The organism is Inhella proteolytica (assembly GCF_016093275.1).
Lineage (GTDB): Bacteria > Pseudomonadota > Gammaproteobacteria > Burkholderiales > Burkholderiaceae_C > Inhella > Inhella proteolytica.
On the sequence record NZ_JAEDAK010000007.1, the window covers coordinates 121,406 to 146,748 of the forward strand.

The following is a 25,343-nucleotide window of genomic DNA, read 5'->3' on the forward strand; positions in this document are numbered from 1 at the left end:
CGGAAGGCAAAGGCGGCCCGTGGGCCGCCGGGTTTCAGTGCATCCGCCGCGGGGGCGCCTGATTCGCTGGCGTGTCCTCGGGCGTCTCGGCCTCGGCTTCGCCTTCCTCTGGCACGGGCAGGGCCCAGAAGAAGCGATCCGGAATGACCTGGCCCATGCCGGGCTGGAAGCCGGCGTCGAGCGCCTGGTCCAGGAAGGCCAAGGCCTCGCCCACCGCCTCGTGCAGCTCGACGCCCACCGCGAGCAAGGCGGCCAGCGCGGCCGAGAGGGTGTCGCCGGCGCCGATGAAGCTGGCCTCGAAGCGCTCGAACTTCTCGCCGGTGATGGGGCCCTGCGGGCCCGCCAGCACGTTGTCGACGAACTGGTTAGGCAGGCTGATGCCCGTCACCAGCACATGGGCGGCGCCCAGCTTGTGGGCCGCGTTGGCCAGTTCGCGCGGCGAGGCCGGGCGGCTGCCATCCCAGTCGGGCAACAGAAATTCGGTCAGCACGGCGTGTGCGCCCACCAGCACCAGGGTCTGCGGCAGCACCAGTTCGCGCAAGGCATCGTGGTAGCTGCTCTGCTGTTCGTCATCCAACCAGGGCGTGCTGCCCAGGTAGGTGACCAGCGGCAGCTCGGGGTAGTCGGAGAGGATCTCGGCCACCGCGGAAACGGTCTCGGCGCTGCCCAGGTAGCCGACCTTCCAGGCGCCGATGGTGATGTCCTCCAGCACCGAGCGGGCCTGCTCGGCCACCAGTTCATCGTCCAGCGCGTGGTGCTCGAAGACGTCGGCGGTGTCGCGCACCAGCACGCCGGTCACGACCGGCAACGCGTGCGCACCCATGGCGGCGATGGCGGCGTTGTCCGCGCCCAGGCCGGCGGCGCCGGTCGGCTCGCTGGCATTGAAGCTCAGCACGCAGGGGGGCGCGGCGTCCTCGTCCGGGTTGGCTTCGGGCGACTCAGGATTTGGGTTCATGGTGTGGGAGGAGGGCGCCCAGATGGACCATCCGCGCACGCGCTGTAGCCGCTTTGAGCGGGCGCGTACCCTCGGGCGTTCCCCAGGGGGACCACCCCGATGGCCCCTAGAGGAGCGTGACTAGAATGAATCGATTGTAGTTAGCCCCTTTTCGAGGGGCGATGACGTAGAGGACTTGACTTGAACACGAGCGTGAATACCGAGCTTTGCACCTGGATGTGTCTGATCTGCGGCTGGATCTATGACGAGGCCGAGGGCGATCCCGAGCATGGCATTCCCGCCGGTACCCGCTGGGCCGACGTGGACCTGAACTGGACCTGTCCGGAATGCGGGGCGCGCAAGGAAGACTTCGAAATGGTGCGCATCTAAGCCAGGTACACGGCGCCAACCCTAGGGGGATACCCATGTCGGCAGAAACTCCGCTCAAGGTGCTGGTCATCGACGACAGCAACACCATCCGCCGCAGTGCGGAAATTTTCCTCAAGCAGGGCGGTCATTCGGTGGTCTTGGCCGAAGACGGCTTCGATGCGCTGGCGAAACTCAGCGACTTCAAACCGGACCTGGTGTTCTGCGACATCCTGATGCCCCGACTCGACGGCTACCAGACCTGCGCCATCATCAAGCGCAATGCCGAGTACTCTGACGTGCCCGTCATCATGCTGTCCAGCAAGGATGGCCTGTTCGACAAGGCGCGGGGCCGGATGGTGGGTTCGCAGGACTACCTGACCAAGCCCTTCACCAAGGATCAGCTGCTGCAAGCTGTGCAGCAGCATCAGAACCGCCCATAAGAAGCGCCATCATGAGCATCAAGAACATCCTGCTGGTCGACGATTCGAAGACCGAGTTGCACCACCTCAGCGACATGCTGACCAAGCGCGGCTACAAGGTGCGCACCGCCGAGAACGGCGAAGAGGCCTTCAAGCGGCTGGAAGAAGAGGTGCCCGACCTGATCCTGATGGACGTGGTGATGCCCGGCCAGAACGGCTTCCAGCTGACCCGCGCCATCACCCGCGACGAGCGCTACGCCAAGGTGCCGGTGATCATGTGCACCAGCAAGAACCAGGAAACCGACCGGGTCTGGGGGCTGCGCCAAGGCGCCAAGGACTACGTCGTCAAGCCGGTGCAGGCCGAAGAGCTGATCGGCAAGATCAAGGCGCTGGGCTGATGACCGCTCCGCGCGCTCCCCGGCTGTCCCGCCGCCCGCTTGATGGAGAGCGGGCATGAGCAACAAGCAGGCGCTGAGAGACTTTCAGGCGCGCCTGGCGCAGCGCCTGCAGGCGGTGCGCGAGCAGACGCAGACGGCGCGTTGGCTGGCGGTGGATTGCGCTGGGCTGGGCTTGCTGCTGCCGCTGCAGCACGCGGCCGAGATCTTCGCCCCCGTGCCCGTCACCACCGTGCCCTACACCCAGCCCTGGATGATCGGGGTCGCCAATCTGCGCGGCGGGTTGCACACCATCGTGGATCTGGCCCAGTTTCTGGGTCTGCGCGAGGGCCGCGCCGAGACGCAGGGCGGGCGCCTGGTGGCCTTCAACCCCGAGCTGAACATCAACTGCGCACTGCTGGTCGACAAACTGCTCGGCCTGCGTGGTGAAGAGCAGCTCGCTCCCGCGCAAGGCGCCGGCACGCGCCCGCATTTCGCCAGTGACCAGCGCGTCGACGACAAGGGCCGGGTCTGGCAGGTGCTCGACCTGGACGCCTTGGCGCGCTTCCAACCCTTTCTGGACATCGTGGTCTGACCCCCGGATCCCGCTTTCCCAATACCACCGTTTTCACGCAGAACGAGGCAACGATGAGCCTGCTGGACAAGATGAAGTCTTCGAACGACCGCGGCACCGACAGCACGCAGGCGGACGCACCCGACAGCGTGTATGAAACCGTTCACCTCGACAGCCAGACACACGACGCCCCGTCCAGCACGCTGGCGCCGGCCGACAGCGCGATGAGCGGCTTCGCCGAGACGGGCGCGAGCCAGACCACCCAGTACAGCACCATGGAGCCTCTGAGCCAGGCCGCGCCGCAGCGCCGTCTGCGCGGGCAGAACCTGTTCACCGGCCTGGTGGCGGCGGGTCTGGTCGGCACCCTGGTCGGGGTGTTCTCGAACATCTATCTGGCCGGCAAGAACTCTGACCAGGTGCGCGAAACCGGTCTGGCCCTGATGCAGTCGCAGCGTCTGGCCAAGGCGGTGTCGACCGCCATGGTGGGCACGCCGACCTCCTTCGCCGAGCTGCGCGAGTCGCTCGACAAGCTGGCCAGCGTGACGCGCAATCTGCACACCGGCGATGGCGGCCCGCTGTCGCGCGCGCCGTCGTCGGTGCGTGAGCAGCTGGACCCGCTGCTGCCCATGGTGGACCGCGCCGAGAAGAACGTGAAGGTGGTGCTGGGCACGGAAAAGGTGCTGACCGAGGTGGGTACCTCGCTGCGCACCATCAACCGCCAGTCTTCCGATCTGCTGGAGTCGGCCGAGGCTGTCAACTCGCTGGAGCTGCAGTCCGGCGCCTCGCCGGTGGAAATCGCCGCTTCGGGCCAGCTGGTGATGTTGACCCAGCGCATCGGCAAGAGCGCCGGTGAATTCCTGACGCAGGAGGGCGTGAGTCCCGAGGCGGTGTTCCTGCTCGGCCAGGATCTGAATGCCTTCCGTGAAATCACCCAGGGCCTGCTGAGCGGCTCCAAGGAACTGAACCTGCCGCCGGCGCGCGACCCGCAGCTGCGCGAGAAGCTCAAGACCCTGCTCACCCAGTTCGAGGCCACCGATCAGCAGGCCAAGGCCGTGCTGACTAACCTGACCGGCCTGGTGGCGGCGCGTGAAGCGGCCAACTCCATCCTGAAGGACTCTGAGCCGCTGCGCAAAGGCATGGAGCAGGTCGTGGATGGCCTGAACCAAGCCGGTGGCCTGGCCTGGTGGCAGGCCGTCCTGCTGGCGGGCTCGCTGGCGGCACTGGTCTACGGTGCGGTCGGTTTCCTGCGCCTCTACATCGCCGGCCAGCAGCGCCGCGCCCAGCTCGCTGAAGAGCAGCGTCGCCAAGCCCAGGCCCAGGAGCTGGAGGCCAAGCGCGTCAACGACGCCAACCAGGCCGCCATTCTTCGCCTGATGAACGAGCTGGCCGCGGTGGCCGACGGCGACTTGACGCAACAGGCCACGGTGACGGAGGACATCACCGGCGCCATCGCCGACTCGGTGAACTACACCGTGGAAGAGCTGCGCAACCTGGTGTCGCAGGTGCAAGGCACGGCCATCCGCGTGACCGAGACCACGCAGCAGGTCGACCAGACCTCGACCGAGCTGCTGGCGGCCTCGACCGAACAGCTGCACGAGATTCGCGCCACCGGTGACGCGGTGCTGCAGATGGCCGGCCGAATCAACGAGGTGTCCACCGAGGCCCAGAACGTCGCCCAAGTGGCCCGCCACTCGCGCGAAGCCGCCGAGCAGGGTCTGCAGGCGATGCAGAACAACCGCGAGGGTATGAACGCCATTCGCGATCAGATCCAGGAAACCTCGAAGCGCATCAAACGCCTGGGTGAGTCGTCGCAGGAGATTGGCGAGATCACGGAACTGATCTCGGACATTACCGAACAGACGAACGTGCTGGCCCTGAACGCTGCCATCCAGGCCGCCTCCGCCGGTGAAGCCGGTCGCGGCTTCTCGGTGGTGGCGGAAGAAGTGCAGCGCCTGGCCGAACGCTCGGCCGACGCCACGCGCCGCATTGCGGCCCTGGTGAAGGCGATTCAGACCGACACCCAGGACGCCGTGGCCGCCATGGAGCGCTCGACCGCCGGGGTGGTGCAAGGTACGCGCCTGTCAGACGCTGCCGGTCAGGCGCTGGAGGAGATCGACTCGGTGGCCCGTCGCCTGAACGACATGGTGGCCGGCATCTCGAACCGCGCGCTGGAAGAAGCGGCCTCGGCCAACGAGGTGGCGTCCAATATCCAGCACATCTTTGCGGTGACCGAGCAGACCTCGGAGGGCACGCGCTCGACCGCCAAGATGGTGCATGAACTGTCCCGTTCCGCCGAAGCCCTGAAGGGCTCGGTGGCCCGATTCAAGGTCGGCAACGCCGCCTAAGGCCTTCGGCGCATGATCTCTCCCTCCGACCAGGAAAACCGTGACTCCGCCGACCTGACGCCACTGGCCTGGGTTCAGGAGGAGATCCGGCGCACGCTCGAGGGCGTGCACAAGAGCCTGCGCCGCACGCTGCGTGAATTTGATCTGCGCAGTGCCACCGGCCAGGTCGATGCCAACCAGCTCGGCACCGGCCTTGGGGCCGTGGCGCAGCAACTGCACCAGGTGGCCGGCGTGCTGCGCATGGTGGGCCAGCCCGAGGCTGCCCACTTGGCGGTGGCAAACGAGGGCCTGGTGCGGCGCATGGCCGATCAGGTGCGCGTGGGCGCGGCCGAGGTCGAAGCCATCGAGCGCGCCGATTTCGCGCTGCTCACCTACATCGTGCGCCGCTTGGGTGCGAACCCGGCCTCGCCGCTGGGCCTGTTCCCGTCCTATCGGCGGGTCCAGGAACTGGCGCAGGCCGAGCGCGTGCATCCGGCCGATTTCTGGTCGGCCAATTTCGAGTGGAAGACCCTGCCGCCGCCGCAGATGAGCCAGCCCGTGCCGGCGCTGGACGCGCTGCGCACGGCATTCGAGACTGCGCTTCTGCGGCAGATGCGCCAGACCACGCCCGTGCATGCGGCGCAATTGGCCGAGTTGTGCATCGGTCTGGCGGCGGCGCTGGCAAGTGAACCGCAAGCCAGCTTCTGGCAGTTGGCGGCGGCCCACTTCGAGGCCCAGGCACTTGGGCAGGTAGACACCGACGCCTATGTGAAGCGGCTGGGTTCGCGCCTGCTGGCGCAACTGCGCAGCCATCTGCAGGGCCACCCTCAGCCGGCGGATCGCCTGGTGCAGGACCTGCTGTTCTATTGCGCCCAGAGTGGCGACCCGCCCGAGGGCCGGGCACCGCACCTGCAAGCGGTGCGGGCGGCCTACGGCCTGGATGGCGCGCTCAGCGGCGACTACCGCGACGAGAGCCTGGGCAAGATCGACCCGGCACTGGTGCTGCAGGCGCAGAAGCGCGTGCTGGCGGCCAAGGAGGCCTGGGGCGCTGCGGCCGAGGGCGAAACCGCCCGCGCCGCCAGCATGGATGAAGCGTTTGCCAGCCTGGGCGAATCGCTGCAGCAGATGGTGCCCGGCGCCGAGGTGCTGGTGCAGACCCTGCAGCGCGCCGCGGTGCTCACGCTGCGTTCCGGGCAGCGCCCGCCCGCGGCGTTGGCCATGGAAATGGCCACCGCATTGCTGTATCTCGAAGCCATCTTTGATGACGGCGTGTTCGACTCGCCCGAACAGGCCCAGCGGGTCCAGCGCGTGGCCCAACGTGTGCAGGCGGCTGCGTCCGGCCAGGCCGAGGATTCGCTCGAGCCCTGGATGGAAGACCTGTTCCGACGCGTGGCGGACCGCCAGACCCTGGGCAGCGTGGTGCATGAGCTGCGCCACAGCCTTACCGAGGTCGAGCGCCAGGTCGACGAATACTTCCGCGACCCGAGCCGGCGCGAGCAGCTGATCCCTGTGCCCAGCCAGTTGCAGGCCATGCGCGGCGTGTTCACCGTGCTCGGCCTGGATCAGGCCGGCATCACCTGCGTGCGCATGCGCGACGAGGTGGATCGCCTGTGCAACACCGAGGTCGACCCCAGCCTGCCCGGGCCGCGTGCGATCTTCGAACGCCTGGCCACCAACCTGGGTCAGCTCGGTTTCCTGATCGACATGCTGAGCGTGCAGGCCCCGCTGGCCAAGTCGATGTTCCGCTTCGACGATGCCAGCGGCGAGCTCAAGGCGCTGGTGGAGCGGGAACGGCACGAGCTGCCGGTGGCGCTGCCCAGCTTGGTGGAGCAGGCCCGTGAGGCCATGGCCAGCGAAGACCCGCAAGCCAAACGCGAGGCGCTGGAGCAGGTGGCCTTGCAGGCGGCCGCCGCCGATCAGCCCGCGCTGGCGAGTGCCGCCAAGGAAGCCGCTGCTGCGTTGCAGGCGCCCAGCCTCGACTTCGGATCGCTGGAACTGCCCAGCCTGGACCTGGAGCCCAGCGCTCCCGCTGCGGACGAGGCCCCTGCCAGCACCGCGTTGGAGGCCCTGGAAGCCCTGGTGGCGCCGCCAGCGGCTCCGGAGCCCGCGCCCAGTGCTGCCTTGCCGGAAACCGAAGAAGCCCTCGATCAGGAAATGCTCGAGATCTTCCTGGAGGAGGCCGCCGAGGTGGCCGAGACCGCGCGTGCGGCCTTGGCGCAGCTGGCCGACGACCCGGCCAATAAGGTCGAGCTGACGACGGTCCGTCGCAGCTTCCACACCCTGAAGGGCAGCTCACGCATGGTGGGCCTCAACGAGTTCGGCGAGGCGGCCTGGGCTTGCGAGCAACTCTTCAATGACTGGTTGGCGGACGGCAAGCCCGCCAGCGAACGCCTGCTGGCCTTCAGCGCCGATGCGCTGGAAGAGCTGTGCGCCTGGCGCGATGATGTGGCGGCGCAAGGCCGCAGCACCCGTCGCGCGCAGAGCCTGCGCGAGCGCGCCGATGCCCTGCGCCTGGGCAAGCCGATGCCTGCCGCCGCCGCGCCGGTGGCCCCAAGCTTCGTCAGCACCGAACCGACGCTGGACAGCGTGGCGGCCGAGCCGGTGCCGCCGCTGACGCCCGAGCTCCAGCTGGACTTCGAGTCCACGGCCCCGCTGCCCGAGCCTACGGAAGCCACGCCGCTGGAAGGCACCGAGACCGAGACCCTCACACTCGACTTCAGCCTGGAAGAGGCCCCCGCCGAGTTGGGCCTGAGCGATGCCGAGGTCGAGCCGATCGCCGCCCCGGCGCTCGAAGCTCTGCCCGAGCCGGAGGTCGAGACCCTCGAGTTGGGTGCCGACGACTTGCTGCTGGGTACGCCCGCCCCCGCCGAACCCCAGGCCGAGCCTTTGCCCGTGCCGGAGATGGTGGAGCTGCCGGCCGACGAGGCGGGCTTCGAATTGGATCTGAGCCTGCCCACACCGGCCGAGCCGCAACCAGCGGAAGCCCTGCCGGCGCTTGAGCTCAAGCTGGATCTGGGCGAGCCTGAGCTGCAGAGCCTGGCCGAGCCCGATGCCGCTCCCGAGCCGGCCCCGCAGGCCGAGGCGCCGCTGGAGCTGAGCTTCGGAACGGCGGGCGCGGAAGCGATCGAGCCCACGCATGCGGCAGAGGCCTCTGCCGACGCTGTCCTGCCTGACTTGGCCGCCGAAGCGGCCACCTTGGACCTGCGCGTTGCCGAGCTGCAGGCTCAAACCGGAAACGAGCAGAAACACGAGCTCGACCTGTCGGGTGACCAGCCGACGCTGGATCTGCGCGATGACATGCGCACCCTGGACCTGAGCGCCGACATGCCGACGCTGGACCTGAGTGCGGATGTGCCGACTCTGGACCTCAGTGCCGACATGCCGACGCTGGATCTGTCCGCGCCCAGCGCACTGGACGCCGAGGCGCTCGCGCCGACGCTGGATCTGCGCATGCCGGCGGACGAGCCCCTGATCCAGGCGGCGATGGAGGCCGTGCACGCGGGCGAGCCGCCAGCCGCGGCGCCCGAGCTAACCGAACTGCCGGTCGGCTGGCCGACCGAGCTGCCGATCGAAACCGTGCAGCTGGCGGACGCCATGGCGGACGAGCCGCCCGTGCCTTCGGTTCAGGCCGAGCCCGAGCCGCTGCCAAACGTCGAGCCCGCGGCGGAGGCTGTTGCTGAGCCCGAAGTGGCGGAGGACGAGGAACGCCAGATCGGTTCGCTGCGCGTTTCGCGCGCCCTGTTCGATATCTTCGTGGGCGAGGCCGACCAGCAGTCCGGCCGCCTGGTGCTGGAGCTCGCCGAGTGGGCGGCCCAGCCGGACGAGGCGCCGCCCGCGAACACCGAGGTCTATGCGCACGCCCTGGCGGGCAATGCCGCGACGGTGGGATTCGAGGCGCTGTCCGTGCTGGCGCGTGCGCTGGAGCATGCGCTGGGCCGCGCGCAGCGCGCCCGGGCCTTCGACGCCGAGGTGGCGGCGCTGTTCCGCCGTGCAGCGGAAGAAATTGCGCACCTGCTGCATCAGTTCGCCGCCGGCTTCCTGCGTGAGCCCGCGCCTGAACTGGTGCCGGCCCTGCAGGCCTACCAGCCCGAAATGCGCGACGAGCCCGACACCGGGCTGGGTGCGCTGGGTGAGCCCAGCGAACCGGCGCCCTTGCTCGACCACTCGCCGGTGGAGCATGCCCCGGTGCTGTCGGCCCGGGCCGATGATGCCGAGTACCTGAGCGGCGAGCCCGACCAGATCGACGACGAGCTCTGGGAAATCTTCGAGGAAGAGGCCAGCGACCTGCTGCATCAGCTGCACGCACGTCTGCGTGACTGGACCGGCCACGCCCAGGATGACGCCCGTGGCGACGCCTGCATGCGCACGCTGCACACCTTCAAGGGCGGTGCGCGCCTGGCGGGTGCGATGCGCCTGGGTGAACTGGCGCACCGCCTGGAATCGGCGGTCGAGGGCCTGATGGGCCGCGGTAATCGTGCGGCTGCCGACCTGCTGCCCCTGCAGGATCGGGGCGACGAGCTGGAAGTCGAATTCGAACGCCTGCGCCTGGCCTTCCGCCAGCCCAAGCCCGCCCCCGTGCCGACGCCGGCTCCGGTGGCGGCGCCGGTGGCTGCCCCTGCGGCCGAGCTCGATCTGCTGCTCGAAGAGCATCTGGTCGACGTGGAGCTGGAGCCGCCCCCACTGGCCGAGCCCGAACCGGTGGCGCCGCCGCCGATTCCGCTGGCCGAGCGCGAGCTGCCGCCTCTGCCCGAACCCGAGCCCGAATTCATCGTCGGCCCGGAGGCCGTGAACTGGGACCGTTTTGCCGGTCTGGGGGCCCGCGAGATCTCCAGCGCCGATGCCGCGCCGCTGGTCAGTGGCCAGGCCATGGTGCGCGTGCGCTCCAGCCTGCTGGATCGTCTGGCCGCGCAGGCTGGCGAAGTCTCGATCCGCCGTGCGCGGATGGAGAACGAGCTGACGCAGATGAAGACGGCGCTGCTCGAACTGGACGACAACCTGGAGCGTCTGCGCACCCAGCTGCGCGAGCTGGAGGTGCAGGCCGAGGCGCAGATCAGTTCGCGCCAGGAACAGGCCAAGGCCCTGGGCTCGGACTTCGACCCGCTCGAATTCGACCGCTACACGCGCTTCCAGGAAGTGACGCGCATGCTGGCCGAATCGGTCAACGACGTGGCCACGGTGCAGCGCTCGCTGCAGCGCAACGTCGCGCAAGGTGAAGACGAACTGGCCGCCCAGTCGCGCCTGACGCGTGAGCTGCAGGACGATCTGCTGCGTAGCCGGATGGTGGAGTTTGATTCGCTCGCCGAGCGCCTGCACCGCGTGGTGCGCCAAGCGGCGCGCGAGGGCGGCAAGCAGGTGCAGCTGGAAGTGCAGGGCGGCGGCATCGAGCTGGACCGCGGCGTGCTGGAGCGTCTGATCGGCGCCTTCGAGCATCTGCTGCGCAACAGCGTGGCGCATGGCATCGAGCAGCCGGCCGAGCGCGAGAAGGCCGGCAAGGGGCCGATGGGCACCATCCGCATCAAGCTCTCGCAAGAGGGCAACCAGGTGCTGATCGCCTTTAGCGACGACGGTGCCGGCCTGAACCTGGCCCGCATCCGCGAGAAGGCGGCCAAGCTGGGCCTGCTGCCCGAGGGTCGCGAGGCCACCGATCACGAGCTCATGCAGCTGATCTATGCGCCGGGCTTCTCCACCGCCGGTCAGGTGACCGAGCTGGCCGGCCGCGGTGTGGGCATGGACGTGGTGCGCGCCGAGGTCAACACCCTGGGCGGCTATGTGCTGACCCGCAGCCAAGCTGGCAAGGGTGCCGAGTTCGATCTGCGGGTGCCGCTCACCACCGCCCTGACGCAGGTAGTGCTGCTGCGCTGCGGTGAAGTCGAGGTGGCGGTGCCTGCCAGCTTGGTCGACTCCGTGCTACGCCTGCCCAACTCGCAGCTGGAAAAGGCCTATGCCGAAGGGCATCTGACCGCCGGCATGCGCGGCCAGGAGATGCAGGTTCCGATCTACTGGATGGGTGGCCTGCTCTCGCACAACGACCACCCGCAGCTGCATGGCAAGCATGCCGCCGTGGTGCTGGTGCATTCCGGCCCGGACCGCATCGCCATTCACGTGGACGAGGTGGTCGGCAACCAGGAAGTGGTGGTCAAGAACCTCGGCCCGCAGCTCATCCATGTGCCGGGCCTGGCGGGCATCAGCCTGCTGGCCAGCGGCTCGGTGGCGCTGATCTACAACCCGGTGGCCCTGGCCGAGCGCTACGGTGCGCAGGCCAATGCGCGCGCCCATGCGGGCGGTGCGCCGGTCATTGCACCGGTCGCGGCTGCCGAAGTGCTGGCGCCTCTCATCCTGGTGGTGGACGACTCGCTCACGGTGCGCCGCGTCAGCCAGCGCTTCCTGGAGCGCGAGGGCTACCGCGTGCAACTGGCCAAGGACGGCCTGGATGCGATGGAGCAATTGGCGCGCGAAGATCTGCCCGATCTGGTGCTCTCCGACATCGAGATGCCGCGCATGGACGGCTTCGACCTGGTGCGCAACCTGCGTGCCGACGAGCGCCTGCGCAAGCTACCGGTGGTGATGATCACCTCGCGGATCGCGGCCAAGCATCGCGAGTACGCCGAGGCGCTGGGCGTGCAGGGCTACCTGGGCAAGCCCTATGACGAGGAAGTGCTGAAGGGTCTGATCCGTCAGTACACTGGTTCGAAGGCGGCTGCGGTCGCGGTCTGAGCGGAAAGGGGGCAGGGCGCAGCACCTGCCCCCGCCAACAGGGCATGACGAAGGTCGTTGAACAACTCGCGGAGTTGACGGGCTACAAGGACCGTGACGTCATGGACGTCACGTTGGTCGTGGCCTTGCGCGACCTCCTCAATCCGCTGTGCGTGAGCATCTATCGCGCCGTCGGCACGCCGCCCGACCTGCGTTGGATGTCGCGCGCGCACCTGGGCTATGGCGAGCTGGTGCCCACCGCCGATTCCTTGGCGGGTGATCTCTCCAGTCTGCCGCCGCTTGATCAGTACCCGGCGCGTCTGTCGTGCCTGCAGCGCCGCGAGCTGCGCGAATCGGCCAGCCGCTCCGAATTCACCTGCCACTTCCCGCTGCTCTCCGAGCACGATGGTGACGGCGTGCTCGAAGTGGTCACCCGCACCCGTCTGAGCCCGGCCGAGCAGCGCACCGTCAGTGCCATCCTGCGCGTGTTCCACAACTTCCAGGGTCTGCTGGACTACTCGGAACGCGACTCGCTCACCGGCCTGCTGAACCGCAAGACCTTCGACGCGAGCTTCCTCAAGCTGCTGGGCGAAGCCCCGGCGATGCCGAGTGCCGTGGCGGTGGGCGACCGCCGCCACGATGTGCACGCCACCTACTGGCTCGGCGTCATCGACATTGACCACTTCAAGCGCGTGAACGACGGCTTCGGCCATCTGATCGGCGACGAGGTGCTGCTGCTGCTCTCGCGCCTGATGCGCACCTGCTTCCGCTATCACGACCGGCTCTACCGCTTTGGCGGGGAGGAGTTCGTGGTGCTGATCCGCTGCGAACTGGGCGACGACGCCCAGCTGGTGTTCGAGCGCCTGCGCCAGCAATGCGAGGCCTTCAACTTCCCGCAGGTCGGGCATGTGACGCTGTCGATCGGCTACACCCGTATCCGTAACCCCGACACCCCTACCGCCTGCTTCGACCGCGCGGACAAGGCGGTCTATTTCGCCAAGCACCATGGTCGCAACCAGGTGCATGGCTACGAGCAGCTGCTCACCGCCGGGCATGTGCAGGAAGAGACCGAAAAGGCAAGCGACGTCGAGCTGTTCTAGGCTCGCACCCGTACTGCTTCTCGAAGGCCGGGCACCCTCCGGCCTTTTTCATTTCTGCCCGTCCTCCCTCATTCGGCGGAGTTTGGAAATAAATCAAGCAAGCGCTTGAATGGTTTGCTAGCATGCGCCGCCATGCCGAAAACCCTTAGTCCCCACGCCCCCGCCGACAAGAGTCCGGGGCGGCCGCGCCAGGCCCAGGAGCAGGGCGCGCGCGAGCGCCTGCTGGATGCCGCCTCGGTGCTGTTCGCCGAACAGGGCTTCGCCGAAACCTCCACGCGCGAAATCTGCACCGCGGCCGGCCTGAACCCGGGCGCCATCCACTACCACTTCGGCGACAAGGACGGGCTTTATCGCGCCGTGCTGGCGCGCCCGCTGGAAGTCATGAGCGCCCAGCACGAAGGCTTTGCCGATCCGGCGCTGAGCCTGCGCGAAGGGCTGGGGCGCTTCTTCGGCAGCTTCTTGAGCGAAGCCGCCGAGGAGCTGGAGCTGCGCCTGCACCTGCGCGAGCTGCTCAAGCCCAGCGCCGTCTATGCCGAGACGATCCAGGCGTACATCGGCCCCAACCAGCGTGCGCTTTCCGAATTGCTGGCGCGCCACATCGGCGTGGCGCCCGACGACGAGACCGTGCTGCAGCTCGGCTACGGCCTGGTGGCGATGGCCCAGGACTACTGCCTCTCGCGCGCCTTCATGCAACTGCTGACGCCGGGCTACCTGGCGGACCCGCAGGCGTTCGAGCGCATCCGCGAGCGCCTGCTCGACTGGGCCGAGGTGCTGGTGGCGCACGAGCGTGCGCGCCATGCCGCCCGGCCCCGGGCGAGCGCGCCGAAAAAGAAGACCTCCGTACCCAAGACGACCCGATGAAATCCGCTTCCCAACTGGGCGCGCTGGCCGCGGCCCTGCTGCTGTCGGCCTGTGCCGTGGCGCCGCCGATGCAGGACCCCAAGCCGCCGCTGCCCGCGCAGTGGCTGGCCCCTTTGCCCCATGGCGGCCAGGCCGCCAGCCTGGTGGACTGGTGGCAGGCCTTTGGTGATGCCCAGCTGCTCGCCCTGCAGGCCCAGGCGCAGCAGCGCAACCCGCAGCTGGCGCAGGCGCTGGCGCGCTTGAGCCAGGCACGCGCCCAGCGCGAGGCGGCCGGGGCGCTGCTGGCGCCCCAGCTCAGCGCCCAGGCCAGCGCCCAGCGCGCCAAGAGCCTGCCGAGCTTCCAGGCCATGGGCAGTGGCGTGGCGCAGCTGCAGGCCAGCTGGGAGATGGATCTGTTCGGCGCCCAGCGCGCGCAGGCCCAGGCCGGCCAGGCCCTGGCCGAGGCGGCGCAGGCGCAGTGGCATGAGGCGCGCGTCAGCCTGGCGGCCGAGGTGGCCCAGGCCTACCTGAGCTACCGGCAGGCGCAGATCGCCGCTGGCCTGGCCGCGCAGGATCTGGAAGCCGCCGAGCGCATCGAACGCGCCGCCGCCCAAGCCGCCGAGCGGGGCCTGGTGGCACCGGCGCAGGCGGCCGAGGCGCGGGTGCAGCTTTCCGAGGCGCAGGTCATGGCGGCCACGCAGCGGGCGCTGCCGGGGCTGTGGCTGCAATCCCTGGCCGTGCTGGTGGCGGACGACGCTGCCGCGCTGGCCCAGCGCCTGGGCGAGGCCGCCTTGCCGCAGGCACCGCAATTCCCCGTGCCCGGCGTGCCCGCCTCCGTGCTGGCGCAGCGGCCGGACTTGCGCAGCGCGCACCAGCAATGGCTGGCCGCCGTGTTCGAGCAGCACAGCGCCGAGGCGCAGCGCTACCCGCAGCTCAGCTGGGGCGCGCTGCTGGGCGAAGGCCGGCTGCGCCTGGACGGGCAGACGCTCAAGGGCAGCTTGTGGTCCATCGCGCCCAGCCTGAACCTGCCGCTCTTCGATGGCGGGCTGCGCAAGGCGCAAAGCGCCGCGGCCGCGGCGCGCGAGCAGGAGGCACGCGCCGTGCTGGAGGCGCGCTGGCGCCAGGCCGTGGCCGAGGTGGAGGAGGCCCTGCTCACGGTGCAGAAGAGCGAGACCCAGGTGGCCGCCGTGCAGGCCGCAATCTCGCAATGGCAGCGCCTGGACGCGGTGGCCGAGCAGCGTGCGCGCGCCGGGTTGATCAGCGGCCTGGAGCGCGCGCAGGCCGCGCGCCAGTTCATCGCCGCCAAGCAGGGCGCCTACGAACTGGCCCTGGCGCGCTCCGACGCCTGGATCGCCCTGTACCGCCGCCTCGGGGGCGGTTGGTCGCAAGAACAAGATTCCTGAAAGCCCGACATGAAGACTTATGCCCTTGCGCTGGCGCTGCTGGCCACTCTTTCCCTGAACGCCCAGGCCCAGCAGGCGGCCCAAGCCGCCCAGCCGGCCCCGGCCGGCGCGCCCAAGCCGGCACTGAACGTCAAGCTGGTGGCCGCGCAGAGCCAGAACTGGCCGCAAACACTTTCAGCCACTGGCAACCTCGCCGCCTGGCAGGAGGTGGCGGTGGGCAGCGAGACCGGCGGGCTGCGCCTGGTCAAGGTGGAAGCCCAGGTGGGCGATGCGGTGAAGAAGGGCCAGCTGCTGGCCCAACTGGCCAGCGAGACCCTGGAGGCTGAGCTGGCCGCCACGCGTGCCGGCCTGCGTGAGGCCGAGGTGGCGGCGCGCGACGCCGCGGCGCAGGCCGCGCGCGTGCAGGCCCTGGCCGGGGGCGATGCGGTGTCGGCCCAGCAGGTGGAGCAGCTGCAGGCCGCCGCGGCCGCGGCCGCGGCGCGCTTGGAATCGCTGAAGGCGCAGCTGCGTGCGGCCGAGGTGCGGCTCTCGCACACCCGCGTGCTGGCGCCGGACGACGGCGTGATCGCCGCCCGCGAGGCCCTGCCGGGGGCCCTGGCCCAGCCGGGGCAGGAGCTGTTCCGGCTGATCCGCCAGGGCCGGCTGGAATGGCGGGCCGAGGTGCCGGCGCCTGAGCTGGCGCAGCTCAAGCCGGGCCAGGCCGTGACGCTGACGCCGGTGGGTGGTTCCGCCCTGGAAGGCCGGGTGCGCGTGGTGGCGCCCAAGGTGGACCCCGCCACCCGCAACGGCCTGGTCTATGTGGACCTGCTCAAGCCCGGCGCGGCGCGTGCCGGCATGTTTGCGCGTGGCGAGTTCCAGTTGCAGAGCGGTGCGGTGATCGCGCTACCGCAGAGCGCTGTGCTGCTGCGCAACGGCTTTGCCTATGTGTTCCAGATCGACAAGGAGATGCGCGTGCGCCAGCGCAAGGTGGAGCTGGGCCGGCGTGTGGGCGAGGCCGTTGAAGTGCGCAGTGGGGTCAAGGCCGGCGATCTGGTGGTCGCGCAGGGCCTGGGCTTCCTGGCCGACGGCGACCTCGTCAAGGTGGTGAAGTAAATGCTGAACGTCTCGTCCTGGTCGATCCGCAAGCCGGTTCCATCCATCCTGCTCTTCATCATGCTCACGGTGGCCGGCCTGCTGGCCTTCCGGGCGATGAAGATCCAGAACTTCCCCGACATCGACCTGCCCACCGTCATCGTCACCGCCCAGCTGCCCGGCGCCGCGCCGGCGCAGATGGAGACCGAGGTGGCGCGCAAGATCGAGAACAGCATCGCCTCCATCCAAGGCCTGAAGCACACATACACCAAGGTGTACGACGGCGTGGCCACGGTGGCGGCCGAGTTCCGGCTGGAGAAGACCACCCAGGAGGCGATGGACGATGTGCGCGATGCGGTGGCGCGCGTGCGCTCCGACCTGCCGGCCGAGCTGCGCGATCCGGTGATCAGCAAGATGGACCTGAGCGGCACGCCGGTGCTGGTCTACACCCTGGCCTCGGAGCGGCGCGACGAAGAGGCGCTGTCCTGGTTCATCGACAACGAGCTCAGCAAGAAGCTGCTGTCGGTGCGCGGCGTGGGCGCGGTGGGCAGCGTGGGGGGCGTGAAGCGTGAGCTCAAGGTGGAGCTGAACCCCGAGCGCATGCTGGCCCTGGGTGTGAGCGCGGCCGAGGTGTCGCGCCGGCTCAAGGAGGTGCAGCAGGAGGCCCCGGCCGGGCGCTCGACCATCGGTGGCATCGAGCAGTCGCTGCGCGCCATCGCCACCGTGCAGAGTGCCCAGGAGCTGGCGGCGCTGGAGATCCCGCTGATGGACGGCCGGCGCGTGCGCCTGGACCAGGTGGCCACGGTGATGGATGGCATCGCCGAGCGCCGCTCGGCCGCACGCGTGAACGGCAAGCCGGTGGTGGCCTTTGAAGTGACGCGCGCCCGCGGCGCCGGCGAGGTGGAGGTGATGCACGGCGTGCGCGCCGCGCTGGAGGAATTGAAGGCGGCGCACCCCGACCTGGTCGTCACCGAGGCCTTCAACTTCGTCGACCCGGTGGTGGAGAACTACGAGGGCTCGATGAGCCTGCTGATCGAGGGCGCGCTGCTGGCGGTGCTGGTGGTGTGGCTGTTCCTGCGCGACGGCCGCGCCACCTTTGTGTCGGCCGTGGCCCTGCCGCTGTCGGCCATCCCGACCTTTCTGCTGATGCACTGGATGGGCTTCACGATCAACATCGTGACCCTGCTCTCGCTCTCGCTCGTCATCGGCATCCTGGTGGATGACGCCATCGTCGAGATCGAGAACATCATGCGCCACCTGACCATGGGCAAGACGCCCTTCCAGGCGGCGATGGAGGCGGCCGACGAGATCGGCATGGCGGTGATCGCCACCACCTTCACGCTGATCGCCGTGTTCCTGCCCACCGCCTTCATGAGCGGCGTGCCCGGCAAGTTCTTTGTGCAGTTCGGCTGGACGGCGGCTCTGGCGGTGTTCTTCTCGCTGGTGGTGGCGCGCATGCTCACGCCCATGATGGCGGCCTACATCCTGAAGAAACCCAGCAAGCCGCACCCCGAGCCCTTCTGGATGCCGATGTACCTGCGCTGGGCCAAGTGGTGCCTGCAGCACCGCGGCAAGACCCTGGCGGCCATGCTGGCCTTCGGCGTGGCCAGCTGCGCGCCGCTGTTCATGGGTGCCATTCCGGGCGCCTTCATTCCGCCCGACGATTTGTCGCAGACCCAGGTCTACCTGCAGCTCGAACCGGGCAGCCGGCTGGAGCAGACGGTGGAGCTGGCCGAGGCCGCTCGTCAGCGCGTGGCCGCGAACCCGCATGTGAAGCTGATCTACACCGCCATCGGCGGCGGCGCTGCTGGCTCCGACCCCTTCCAGGGCAGCGGCGCCCCCGAGGTGCGCAAGGCCACGCTGACGATCAACCTGACCAAGCGCCAGGACCGCCCCGGCGTGACCAAGCAGATGATCGAGAAGGACCTGCGCGAGCGCCTCTCCGACCTGACCGGCGCGCGCATCAATGTGGGCTTCGGCGGCTCGGCCGAGAAGTACATCCTGGTGCTGAGCGGCGACGACGGCGACGCCCTGCTGGCCCATGCCACCCAGGTGGAGCAGCAGCTGCGCACGCTCAAGGGCATCGGCCAGGTCACCAGCAGCTCCAGCCTGCAGCGCCCCGAGCTGGTGCTGCGGCCCGACTCGGCGCGCGCCGCCGACCTGGGTGTCAGCACCGCGGCGATTGCCGACACCTTGCGTATCGCCACCGCGGGGGACTATGACCAGCTGCTGCCCAAGCTGAATCTGGCCGAGCGCCAGGTGCCGGTGGTGGTGAAGCTGCCCGATGGTGCCCGCGCGGACCTGGCCCTGATCAAGCAGCTCACCGTGCCCGGCAGCAAGGGGCCGGTGGCGCTGCAGCAGGTGGCCGAGCTGGAGCTTGGCAGCGGCCCGGCGCAGATCGACCGCTTCGACCGTTCGCGCAACGTGAACTTCGAAATCGAGCTCAACGGCCGGGCCCTGGGCGAGGTGGCGGCCGAGGCCGATCTGCTCCCGGCGCTGAAGAACCTGCCCGCCGGCATCACCAAGACGGTGACGGGCGACGCCGAGGCCTTTGCCGAGCTATCGCAAAGCTTCCTGCTCGCCATGGGCACCGGCGTGGCCTGCATCTACATCGTGCTGGTGCTGCTGTTCCACGCCTGGGTGCAGCCGCTCACCATCCTGGTGGCCCTGGTGCTGTCCATCCCCGGCGCCATCCTGGCGCTGTTCGTCACCGGCACCGATCTGTCGATGCCGGCCATGATCGGCATGATCATGCTGATGGGCATCGCGACGAAGAACTCGATCCTGCTGATCGAGTACGCCATCGTTGCGCGTGACGAGCGCGGGCTCACGCGCCTGGAGGCCCTGCTCGACGCCTGCCACAAGCGCGCCCGCCCGATCGTGATGACCACCCTGGCCATGGGCGCGGGCATGCTGCCCATCGCCCTGGGCTTCGGCACCGACCCGAGCTTCCGCGCGCCCATGGCCATCGTCGTCATCGGCGGCTTGATCACCTCGACCTTTCTGTCCTTGCTGATCGTGCCGGTCGTCTACACCTGGGTGGACGACATGGTCGAGTGGTTCATGCGCCGGGTGCGCCGCAAGGCGCCGGCACCCGCTTTGGAGGCTTGAGATGAAACGCCGCGTCCTTCTGATGGCCGGTGCCAGCGGCCTGCTGGCCTGCGGCGCGCTGCGCGCCCGTGAAGAACCGGCGCCGCAGGAGGCGCTGGCGCCACCGGCCTGGCGCTACGAAGAGTTCGAGTGGCAGGACGCGGCGCGCCAGCGCGAGGTGCCAGTGCGCCTGTACCTGCCGGCCCAAGCGCCCGCCGGCCCGCTGCCCCTGGTGCTGTTCTCGCACGGCATCGGCGGTTCGCGGCGCGGCTACTCGTACATCGGCCAGCATCTGGCCAGCCAGGGCTTCGCCAGCCTGCACGTGCAGCATGTGGGCAGCGACCGCAAGCTCTGGGGCGGCAACCTGCTGCAGCTGGCCTGGCGCCTGCAGGCGGCGGCGCGCAGCGAGGAGGCGCGTGCCCGCGCGCACGACCTGCGCTTCGCGCTCGACCAGCTGCTGGCCCAGCAGCCCGGCCTGGTGGACGCCAGCCGCATCGCCGTGGCCGGCCACTCCTACGGCGCCAACACCAGCCTGCTGGTGGCGGGAGCCGCCATTCCGGGCGAGCCCGAGCCCCTGGCCGACCCGCGGGTGCGCGCGGCGGTCTTCATCTCGGCGCCGCCGCTGCACGGCGTCAGCCAGCCCGAGCGCGCGCTGGCCGCCATCCGCGTGCCCAGCCTGCACATCACCGCCACGGATGACGTGATCCAGGTGCCCGGCTACCACAGCACCGCGGCCGAGCGCATTGCGCTGTTCCAGGCCACCGGCAGCGCGCTCAAGCGCCTGGTGGTGTTCCAGGGCGGCTCGCACTCGGTGTTCACCGACCGCAGCGGCACCGGCGGCGTGCTGGCCAACCCGCGCATCAAGCAGGCCACCAAGGAAGTGGTGGCCGAGTTCCTGCACGGCGTGCTCGACCTGGGCACCGTGGACCATCTGCACAGCTGGTCGCAACGCCATCAATCTCTGCTTGCCCACTGGGCCGCTGCCTAACACCCCACGATGTCCTTCTCCATCCGCCCCGCCGCTCCCGCCGACGTGCCCGACATCGTCGGCCTGATCCGTGAACTGGCCGAGTTCGAGCAACTGACCCACCTGGTGCAGACCTCGCCCGAGCGCCTGCACGAGCACCTGTTCGGCACCCGCCCGGTGGTGGAGGCCGTGGTGGCCGAGGCCGGGGGCGCGGTGGTGGGCTTTGCGCTGTTCTTCACCAACTACTCCACCTTCCTCTCGCTGCCCGGCCTCTACCTGGAAGACCTGTACGTGCAGCCCGCCCAGCGCGGCAGCGGCCTGGGCCAGGCGCTCTTGCGGCATCTGGCACAGATTGCCGTGCAGCGCGGCTATGGCCGCTTCGAGTGGAGCGTGCTGGACTGGAACGTCAACGCCATTCGCTTCTACGAGCGCATGGGCGCCACGGTGATGCCGGACTGGCGCATTTGCCGGGTAACGGGCGAGGCCTTGCAGGCCCTGGGTCGAAAGGCCTGACGAGCTTCGTTACAGAATGCCGGCCACCATGAGTCTGGCCACCGTTCCTGCCGAGATCGCGATCACCAAGATCCAGGCGCCCAAGCCGCGCAGCAGCGGCTTCCTGGCGCGTGCGCGGATCGAGGAGCGCCTGGGCCAGGCGCTGCTGCGCCAGCGCCTGGTGCTCGTCACCGCACCGGCTGGCTATGGCAAGACCTCGGTGCTGGCGCACCAGCTGGGTGAACTGCCCGCCGGCGTGGCCCATGCCTGGGTGGCGCTGGAGGAGGGCGACGACCTGCAGCGCCTGCTCGAAGCCCTGGTGGCCGCGCTGGAGCCCTACGACCCGCCCTGGCGCACCGCGCCCGAGGCCCTGGCCACCACCGCCACCCAGCCGGGCCGGCGCGCGGCCGTGGTGAGCGAGCTGGTGAACGCGCTCGATGCCTGCGAGGTGTCGCATGGCGTGATCGTGCTGGACGACCTGCACCGCGTCAGCGACCCCGAGGCGCTGGAGTTCCTGAAGCTGATGGTGGAGCGCCTGCCTACGCGCTGGACCCTGGCCGTGGGCACCCGCACCGAGCCGCCGCTGGCCCTGCCGCGCCTGCGCGCGCTGGGCGAGCTGGCCGAGTTCCGCCAGCTGGACCTGGCCTTCGGCCGCAGCGAGGTGGCGGCCCTGGTGCGCCTGCTCGGCCTGCCCGAGGAACGCGCCGAGGCCCTGTGGGAACGCACCCAGGGCTGGCCGGTGGGCCTGCGCCTGGCGCTGAACGCCTGGCAGGACGTGGCCCCCGGCACGCAGCGCCTGCCGCCCATCAACCGCCATGTGTTCGACTACCTGGCCGCCGAGGTGCTGGACCGCCTGCCCGAGCACCTGCGCCGCTTCTTGCTGCGCTGCTCGGTGCTCACCGAACTGGACCCCAAGCGCTGCGCCGCGCTCAGCGGCGAGCCGCGCTCGGCCGAGCTGCTGGAGGAGATCGAGCGCCTGGGTCTGTTCGCCACCGCCATCGACGGCGAGGACGGCGGGCTCAGTGCCCCGCTGACCCTGCGCCTGCACGACCTCTTCCGCGCCGCGCTGCTGCACCGCCTGGAGCGCGAGCACCCCGAGGAACTGCCCGGCCTCTTGAAGACCGCCGCCGCGCATGAAAGCGACCCGGCGCGCAGCGTGCCCCTGCTGGTGCGCGCAGGCGAGCTGCATGGTGCGGCCGAGCTCCTGCTGGCGCAGGGCCACCGCCTGCTCACGCTGGGCGCCGGCGCGCTGGTGGACCGGCTGCTCGGCCTCTTCCCGCCCGACTTCCAGCAGCGCTGCCCCGATTGGCTGCGCATGCAGGGACTGGCGGCCTGGAACCGCTGGGATTGGCCCGCCATGCTGGCGGCGATGCAGCAGGCCGAAGCCGCCGCCGCCGGCGACCCGCTGCGCCAGGCGGTGGCGCGCGTCTACCAGGTCATCGCCACGCTTTCGCTGGACCGCCTGGAACCCCCTGAGCAGCATCTGCAGGGCTTTGACGAGGCCGCACTGCCGCTCAATGCGCGCGTGGTGTTCCTCTTCACCCAGGCCTGGTACGCGCTGCAGACCGGCCGGCTCGGCGACGTGGGGCCGCTGCTGCACCGCATGGTGGACCTGCTGGAGCAGACCGATGCACACGAGGTCTGGTACCAGGTGCTGCCGGTGCCGCGCTTCGTCGGCCTGCCGGGCCAGCCCGGCCTGGGCCATGCCAACGGTGCGCTGCAGCGCTACGCCGAGGGCCTGCTGCGCATCGCGGCCGATGCCCCGACGCCGCTGCGCGGCATCGCCGTGGTGCAGCAGGGCTGGCTGCTGCTCTGGGCTGGCCGTCTGGACGACGCCGAGGCCGCGCTGGCGCGTGCCCGTGCCGACGCCCACTGGGCCGGCGAACCGGTGACGGTGCGCGTGCCGCTCAAGGCCCTGACGGCCCTGCTGCGCACTGCCCAGGGCCGTGGCGACGAGGCGCTCGAAGAGGTGCGCCAGCGCGTCACCGATCTGCCGCGCTCCGGCGGGCTGAACACACGCTGGACCGCGCTCTTTCTGTGGGGCCGCGTGGCCGTGGCCTTCGGCCGCCTGGATGAATGGCAGGCCTGCCGCGAACAGTTGGACCGGGTGCGTGCCGCCCTGGCCTACGAACCCCTGCTGGGCCGGGCGGTGCCCGCGCTCGAAGCCTGCGTGATGGGCCAGCGCGCCGCCGAGGTGCCGGCCTGGCAGGCCCTGCTGGAGCAGGAGGAATCCATCGACATCATGGGCCTGGCCGTGGAAGCGCGGCTGCGCCTGGCCGAGGCCCTGCTGGCCCTGGGCCGACGCGCCGAAGCCGCCGAGGCCCTGCTGCCGCTGCCGGCGCGCATCGCCCGCCAGGGCGGGCCCGGTGGCGCGCTGCTGGCGCGCAGCGCGCTGCGCCGCGTGGCCGAGCAGGCCTGGGGCGATCTGCTGCCGGCCGACTTGCAGGCCCAGCTGCGCCGCTGCGCCGGCCTGGGGGCGCTGCCCCTGGCCGAGCCGCCCAGCCCGCTCAAGCCCGTGCCCGCAGCGGACATCTCGGCCGCGGGCCTGACGGCGCGCGAACTCGAAATCCTGGAGCGCCTGGCCGCGGGCGAGAGCAACAAGGTCATCGCCCGGGTGTTCGAGCTCAGCCCCTTCACCGTCAAGCGCCACGTCGCCAACATCCTGGAGAAGCTGGGCGTGCAGTCGCGCGGGCAGGCGGCGGACTGGTTCCGCCGCCGCGCCTGATCAGTCGGCGTTCGCCCCCGCCTGCGGCGGCAGCACGAAGCTCAGCGGCGCGCGGCGCAGGCGCGCGCGCAAGGCCTGCGCAATGCGCCGGCGCTCATGCAGGCGGATGCCGCGCGAGCGCAGCGCCACGCGGAAGGCCAGCCAGAAGCTCACGCCCACGTTCAGCGCGCCGATGCCTGCCACCGTGACCACGCAGGACCAGAAGGCGGGCTCGTGCAGCAGGCCGGCCCCCAGGGTGCCCAGGGCCGCGGCCAGCTGGCCGGTGGAAAGCGTCACATGGCGCACGTCCAGCCCCAGGCCGAAGAAGCCGAGCACCACCGGCACCAGGCCGAGCAGAAAGCCCAGCGAGATGTTGGCGGCCAGGCCCGAGATGTTGCCCCGCCACCAGCGCGCCCAGCGCTGCGCGCGCTCCGGCCCCAGCAGGGCCTGCAGGCGCGGGTTCCAACGCAGCGCGCTGTCCAGCCGGTGCAGCACGAAGGCGTTCTCGGCCCAGCCGGCGATCAGTGAGCTGCCGAACAGCAGCACGCCGGTGAAGGCGGCGAACAGCAGGCTGGGGCCGAGCAGGCTCAGGCTGTCCAGCACGTAGCGGGCCTTGGCGGCGTCGATCACCGGTGCCTGGCCCAGGCCCTGCAGCAGCAGCTGCAGGCCCAGCACCAGTGGCCCGCACACCGCCACGTTGCCGACGATGCCGGCCACCTGCGAGCGGATCAGCGCCGCCACGCGGTCCACGAATCCTTCCACCGCCTGCGTCACCTCGGCCTCGTCGCGCAGGCCGCGCAGCGCGGTCAGGCTGTCGGCCAGGGCCGGGGCCGTCATGGCGGGCTGCTTGGTGGCCACCGTCCAGTGCAGCAGCATCACCAGCACGAAGCTGACGGCGTAGTTCAGCCCGGCCGCAAAGCCGCCCCAGAAGGGGCTGAGCGCCAGCGCCATGAGCGCGAACTTCAGCACCGTGGTGCCGGCAATCACCAGGCCGCCGCCGGCGGCGCGGCGCAGCATGTCGAAGTACTCGGTGCGGCTGCGGGTGATGTAGTGCTCGCCGGTCTCGGCGCTGCGCTCGGCGATCTGGCGCGCCAGCAGCTGGAAGTGCTGGCCCAGCAGCGGGCGGATGCCGCGCTGCGCGCCGCCCAGTTCGATCAGGCGCAGCAACAGGGGCAGGGCGGGGCCACCCAGGGCCAGGTTCAGCAGGGCCTCCAGGCGCTCCAGCCGGCCGTCCAGCTGGTCCAGCGTGAACACCAGGTCGATCGACACGCCATGGCTTTCCAGGTGCGTGAGCACGCTGGCCGCGGCGCGGCGGCAGGCGTCCAGCAGGGCGCGCAGGTAGGCGGCGTGCTGCAGGGCCTCGGCCTTGGCGCCTTGCTCCAGCGCCTGGGCCAGCTGGGCCACCGTCAGCGGCAGCTGGCGAAAGGGCTGCGCCTGGCGCAGGGCCGGATCCATGCGGCCGCGCAGCTCTGCGTCCTGGCCTTCGGCCGCCGCCTCGTTGGCCAGCAGGGCCAGGGCATCGAGCGCCTGGGCGCGGGCGGGGAAGGCCAGCAGCTCGGCCAGGCGGGCTTCGAGCGGTTTGTCCAGCGTGGCCAGCCAGGCGGCGTCGGCGGGGCGGAAGGCCAGCTCGAACAGGGCACCGAGCTGGTCGGTGTCGGGCGTGCCGGGCAGCCAGCGCAGCGCGGCGCGGCGGCGCAGCTCGCGCAGCAGCGAGAGGCGGCGCGCCAGCCCGTATTCGGCCAGCAGGCTGCCGCCGTCGGATTCGCTCCACAGCAGCGCCAGCAGGGCCTGCACGCGCGCGCGCAGTGCGGGTTCGTCGTCCAGGCGCTGCAGCAGCTGCTGCAGGCGCAGCACGGCCATCTCGGCGCCCTCGTGGCGGCCCGGGCGCAACCAGGCAATCAGCTGCACCAGGGCCAGCTGGCGCTCGGCGCGCACGGCCGCCGGGTCCAGCCGGGCCAGCAGGGTGTTCAGGGTGGGCAGGGCTTGCAT

The 25,343-nt window shown here is 70.3% G+C and carries 16 protein-coding genes; 14 read left to right on the forward strand and 2 right to left on the reverse strand.

Features of this window, described 5'->3' with window-relative positions; genetic code table 11:
- Window positions 1–34: 34 nt before the first annotated feature.
- A complete protein-coding gene (gene thiD, locus I7X39_RS11845; protein ID WP_198111367.1) occupies window positions 35–955 on the reverse strand; it encodes a bifunctional hydroxymethylpyrimidine kinase/phosphomethylpyrimidine kinase in 921 nt (306 codons plus the stop codon).
- 216 nt (window positions 956–1,171) lie between these two features.
- Here thiD and I7X39_RS11850 point away from each other — a divergent pair, with 216 nt between their 5' ends.
- The 14 genes from I7X39_RS11850 to I7X39_RS11915 all read left to right on the forward strand — a co-directional run bounded on the left by I7X39_RS11850 (window position 1,172) and on the right by I7X39_RS11915 (window position 23,375).
- Window positions 1,172–1,324, forward strand: a complete 153-nt coding sequence (locus I7X39_RS11850) for a rubredoxin (RefSeq protein ID WP_198111467.1) — start codon at window positions 1,172–1,174, stop codon at window positions 1,322–1,324.
- 35 nt (window positions 1,325–1,359) lie between these two features.
- Window positions 1,360–1,743, forward strand: coding sequence for a response regulator (locus tag I7X39_RS11855; protein ID WP_198111368.1), 384 nt, complete (start codon window positions 1,360–1,362; stop codon window positions 1,741–1,743).
- An 11-nt stretch (window positions 1,744–1,754) separates the two neighbouring features.
- On the forward strand, window positions 1,755–2,120 hold the full coding sequence (locus I7X39_RS11860; RefSeq protein ID WP_232351904.1) for a response regulator: 366 nt from the start codon (window positions 1,755–1,757) through the stop codon (window positions 2,118–2,120).
- Between the two features lie 55 nt (window positions 2,121–2,175).
- A complete protein-coding gene (locus tag I7X39_RS11865; RefSeq protein WP_198111369.1) occupies window positions 2,176–2,691 on the forward strand; it encodes a chemotaxis protein CheW in 516 nt (171 codons plus the stop codon).
- Between the two features lie 53 nt (window positions 2,692–2,744).
- Entirely contained in the window at window positions 2,745–5,015 is a 2,271-nt protein-coding gene (locus I7X39_RS11870; protein ID WP_375140780.1) for a methyl-accepting chemotaxis protein, read from the forward strand.
- Window positions 5,016–5,027: 12 nt separating this feature from the next.
- On the forward strand, window positions 5,028–11,708 hold the full coding sequence (locus I7X39_RS11875) for a FimL-related protein (protein WP_198111370.1): 6,681 nt from the start codon (window positions 5,028–5,030) through the stop codon (window positions 11,706–11,708).
- 44 nt (window positions 11,709–11,752) lie between these two features.
- Entirely contained in the window at window positions 11,753–12,787 is a 1,035-nt protein-coding gene (locus I7X39_RS11880) for a GGDEF domain-containing protein (RefSeq protein ID WP_198111371.1), read from the forward strand.
- A 132-nt stretch (window positions 12,788–12,919) separates the two neighbouring features.
- Window positions 12,920–13,648, forward strand: a complete 729-nt coding sequence (locus tag I7X39_RS11885; protein ID WP_198111372.1) for a TetR/AcrR family transcriptional regulator — start codon at window positions 12,920–12,922, stop codon at window positions 13,646–13,648.
- Window positions 13,645–15,030 (forward strand): efflux transporter outer membrane subunit, encoded by a 1,386-nt coding sequence (locus I7X39_RS11890; RefSeq protein WP_198111373.1) that lies wholly within the window; start codon window positions 13,645–13,647, stop codon window positions 15,028–15,030. Before I7X39_RS11885 ends, I7X39_RS11890 begins: the two co-directional genes overlap by 4 nt.
- Window positions 15,031–15,039: 9 nt before the next feature.
- Window positions 15,040–16,122, forward strand: a complete 1,083-nt coding sequence (locus I7X39_RS11895) for an efflux RND transporter periplasmic adaptor subunit (RefSeq protein ID WP_198111374.1) — start codon at window positions 15,040–15,042, stop codon at window positions 16,120–16,122.
- On the forward strand, window positions 16,123–19,212 hold the full coding sequence (locus tag I7X39_RS11900) for an efflux RND transporter permease subunit (RefSeq protein ID WP_198111375.1): 3,090 nt from the start codon (window positions 16,123–16,125) through the stop codon (window positions 19,210–19,212). It begins immediately after the preceding gene.
- Between the two features lies 1 nt (window position 19,213).
- The gene (locus I7X39_RS11905) at window positions 19,214–20,179 is read left to right on the forward strand and encodes an alpha/beta hydrolase family protein (RefSeq protein WP_198111376.1); all 966 of its coding nucleotides are present in this window, start codon (window positions 19,214–19,216) and stop codon (window positions 20,177–20,179) included.
- Window positions 20,180–20,188: 9 nt separating this feature from the next.
- A complete protein-coding gene (locus tag I7X39_RS11910; protein WP_198111377.1) occupies window positions 20,189–20,671 on the forward strand; it encodes a GNAT family N-acetyltransferase in 483 nt (160 codons plus the stop codon).
- Window positions 20,672–20,699: 28 nt separating this feature from the next.
- A complete protein-coding gene (locus tag I7X39_RS11915; protein WP_198111378.1) occupies window positions 20,700–23,375 on the forward strand; it encodes a winged helix-turn-helix domain-containing protein in 2,676 nt (891 codons plus the stop codon).
- Here the strand turns inward: I7X39_RS11915 and I7X39_RS11920 are convergent, their stop codons facing one another.
- Window positions 23,376–25,343 carry a transporter-like protein gene (locus I7X39_RS11920; protein WP_198111379.1) on the reverse strand — a complete coding sequence of 656 codons (1,968 nt, stop codon included), beginning with the start codon at window positions 25,341–25,343 and terminating at the stop codon, window positions 23,376–23,378.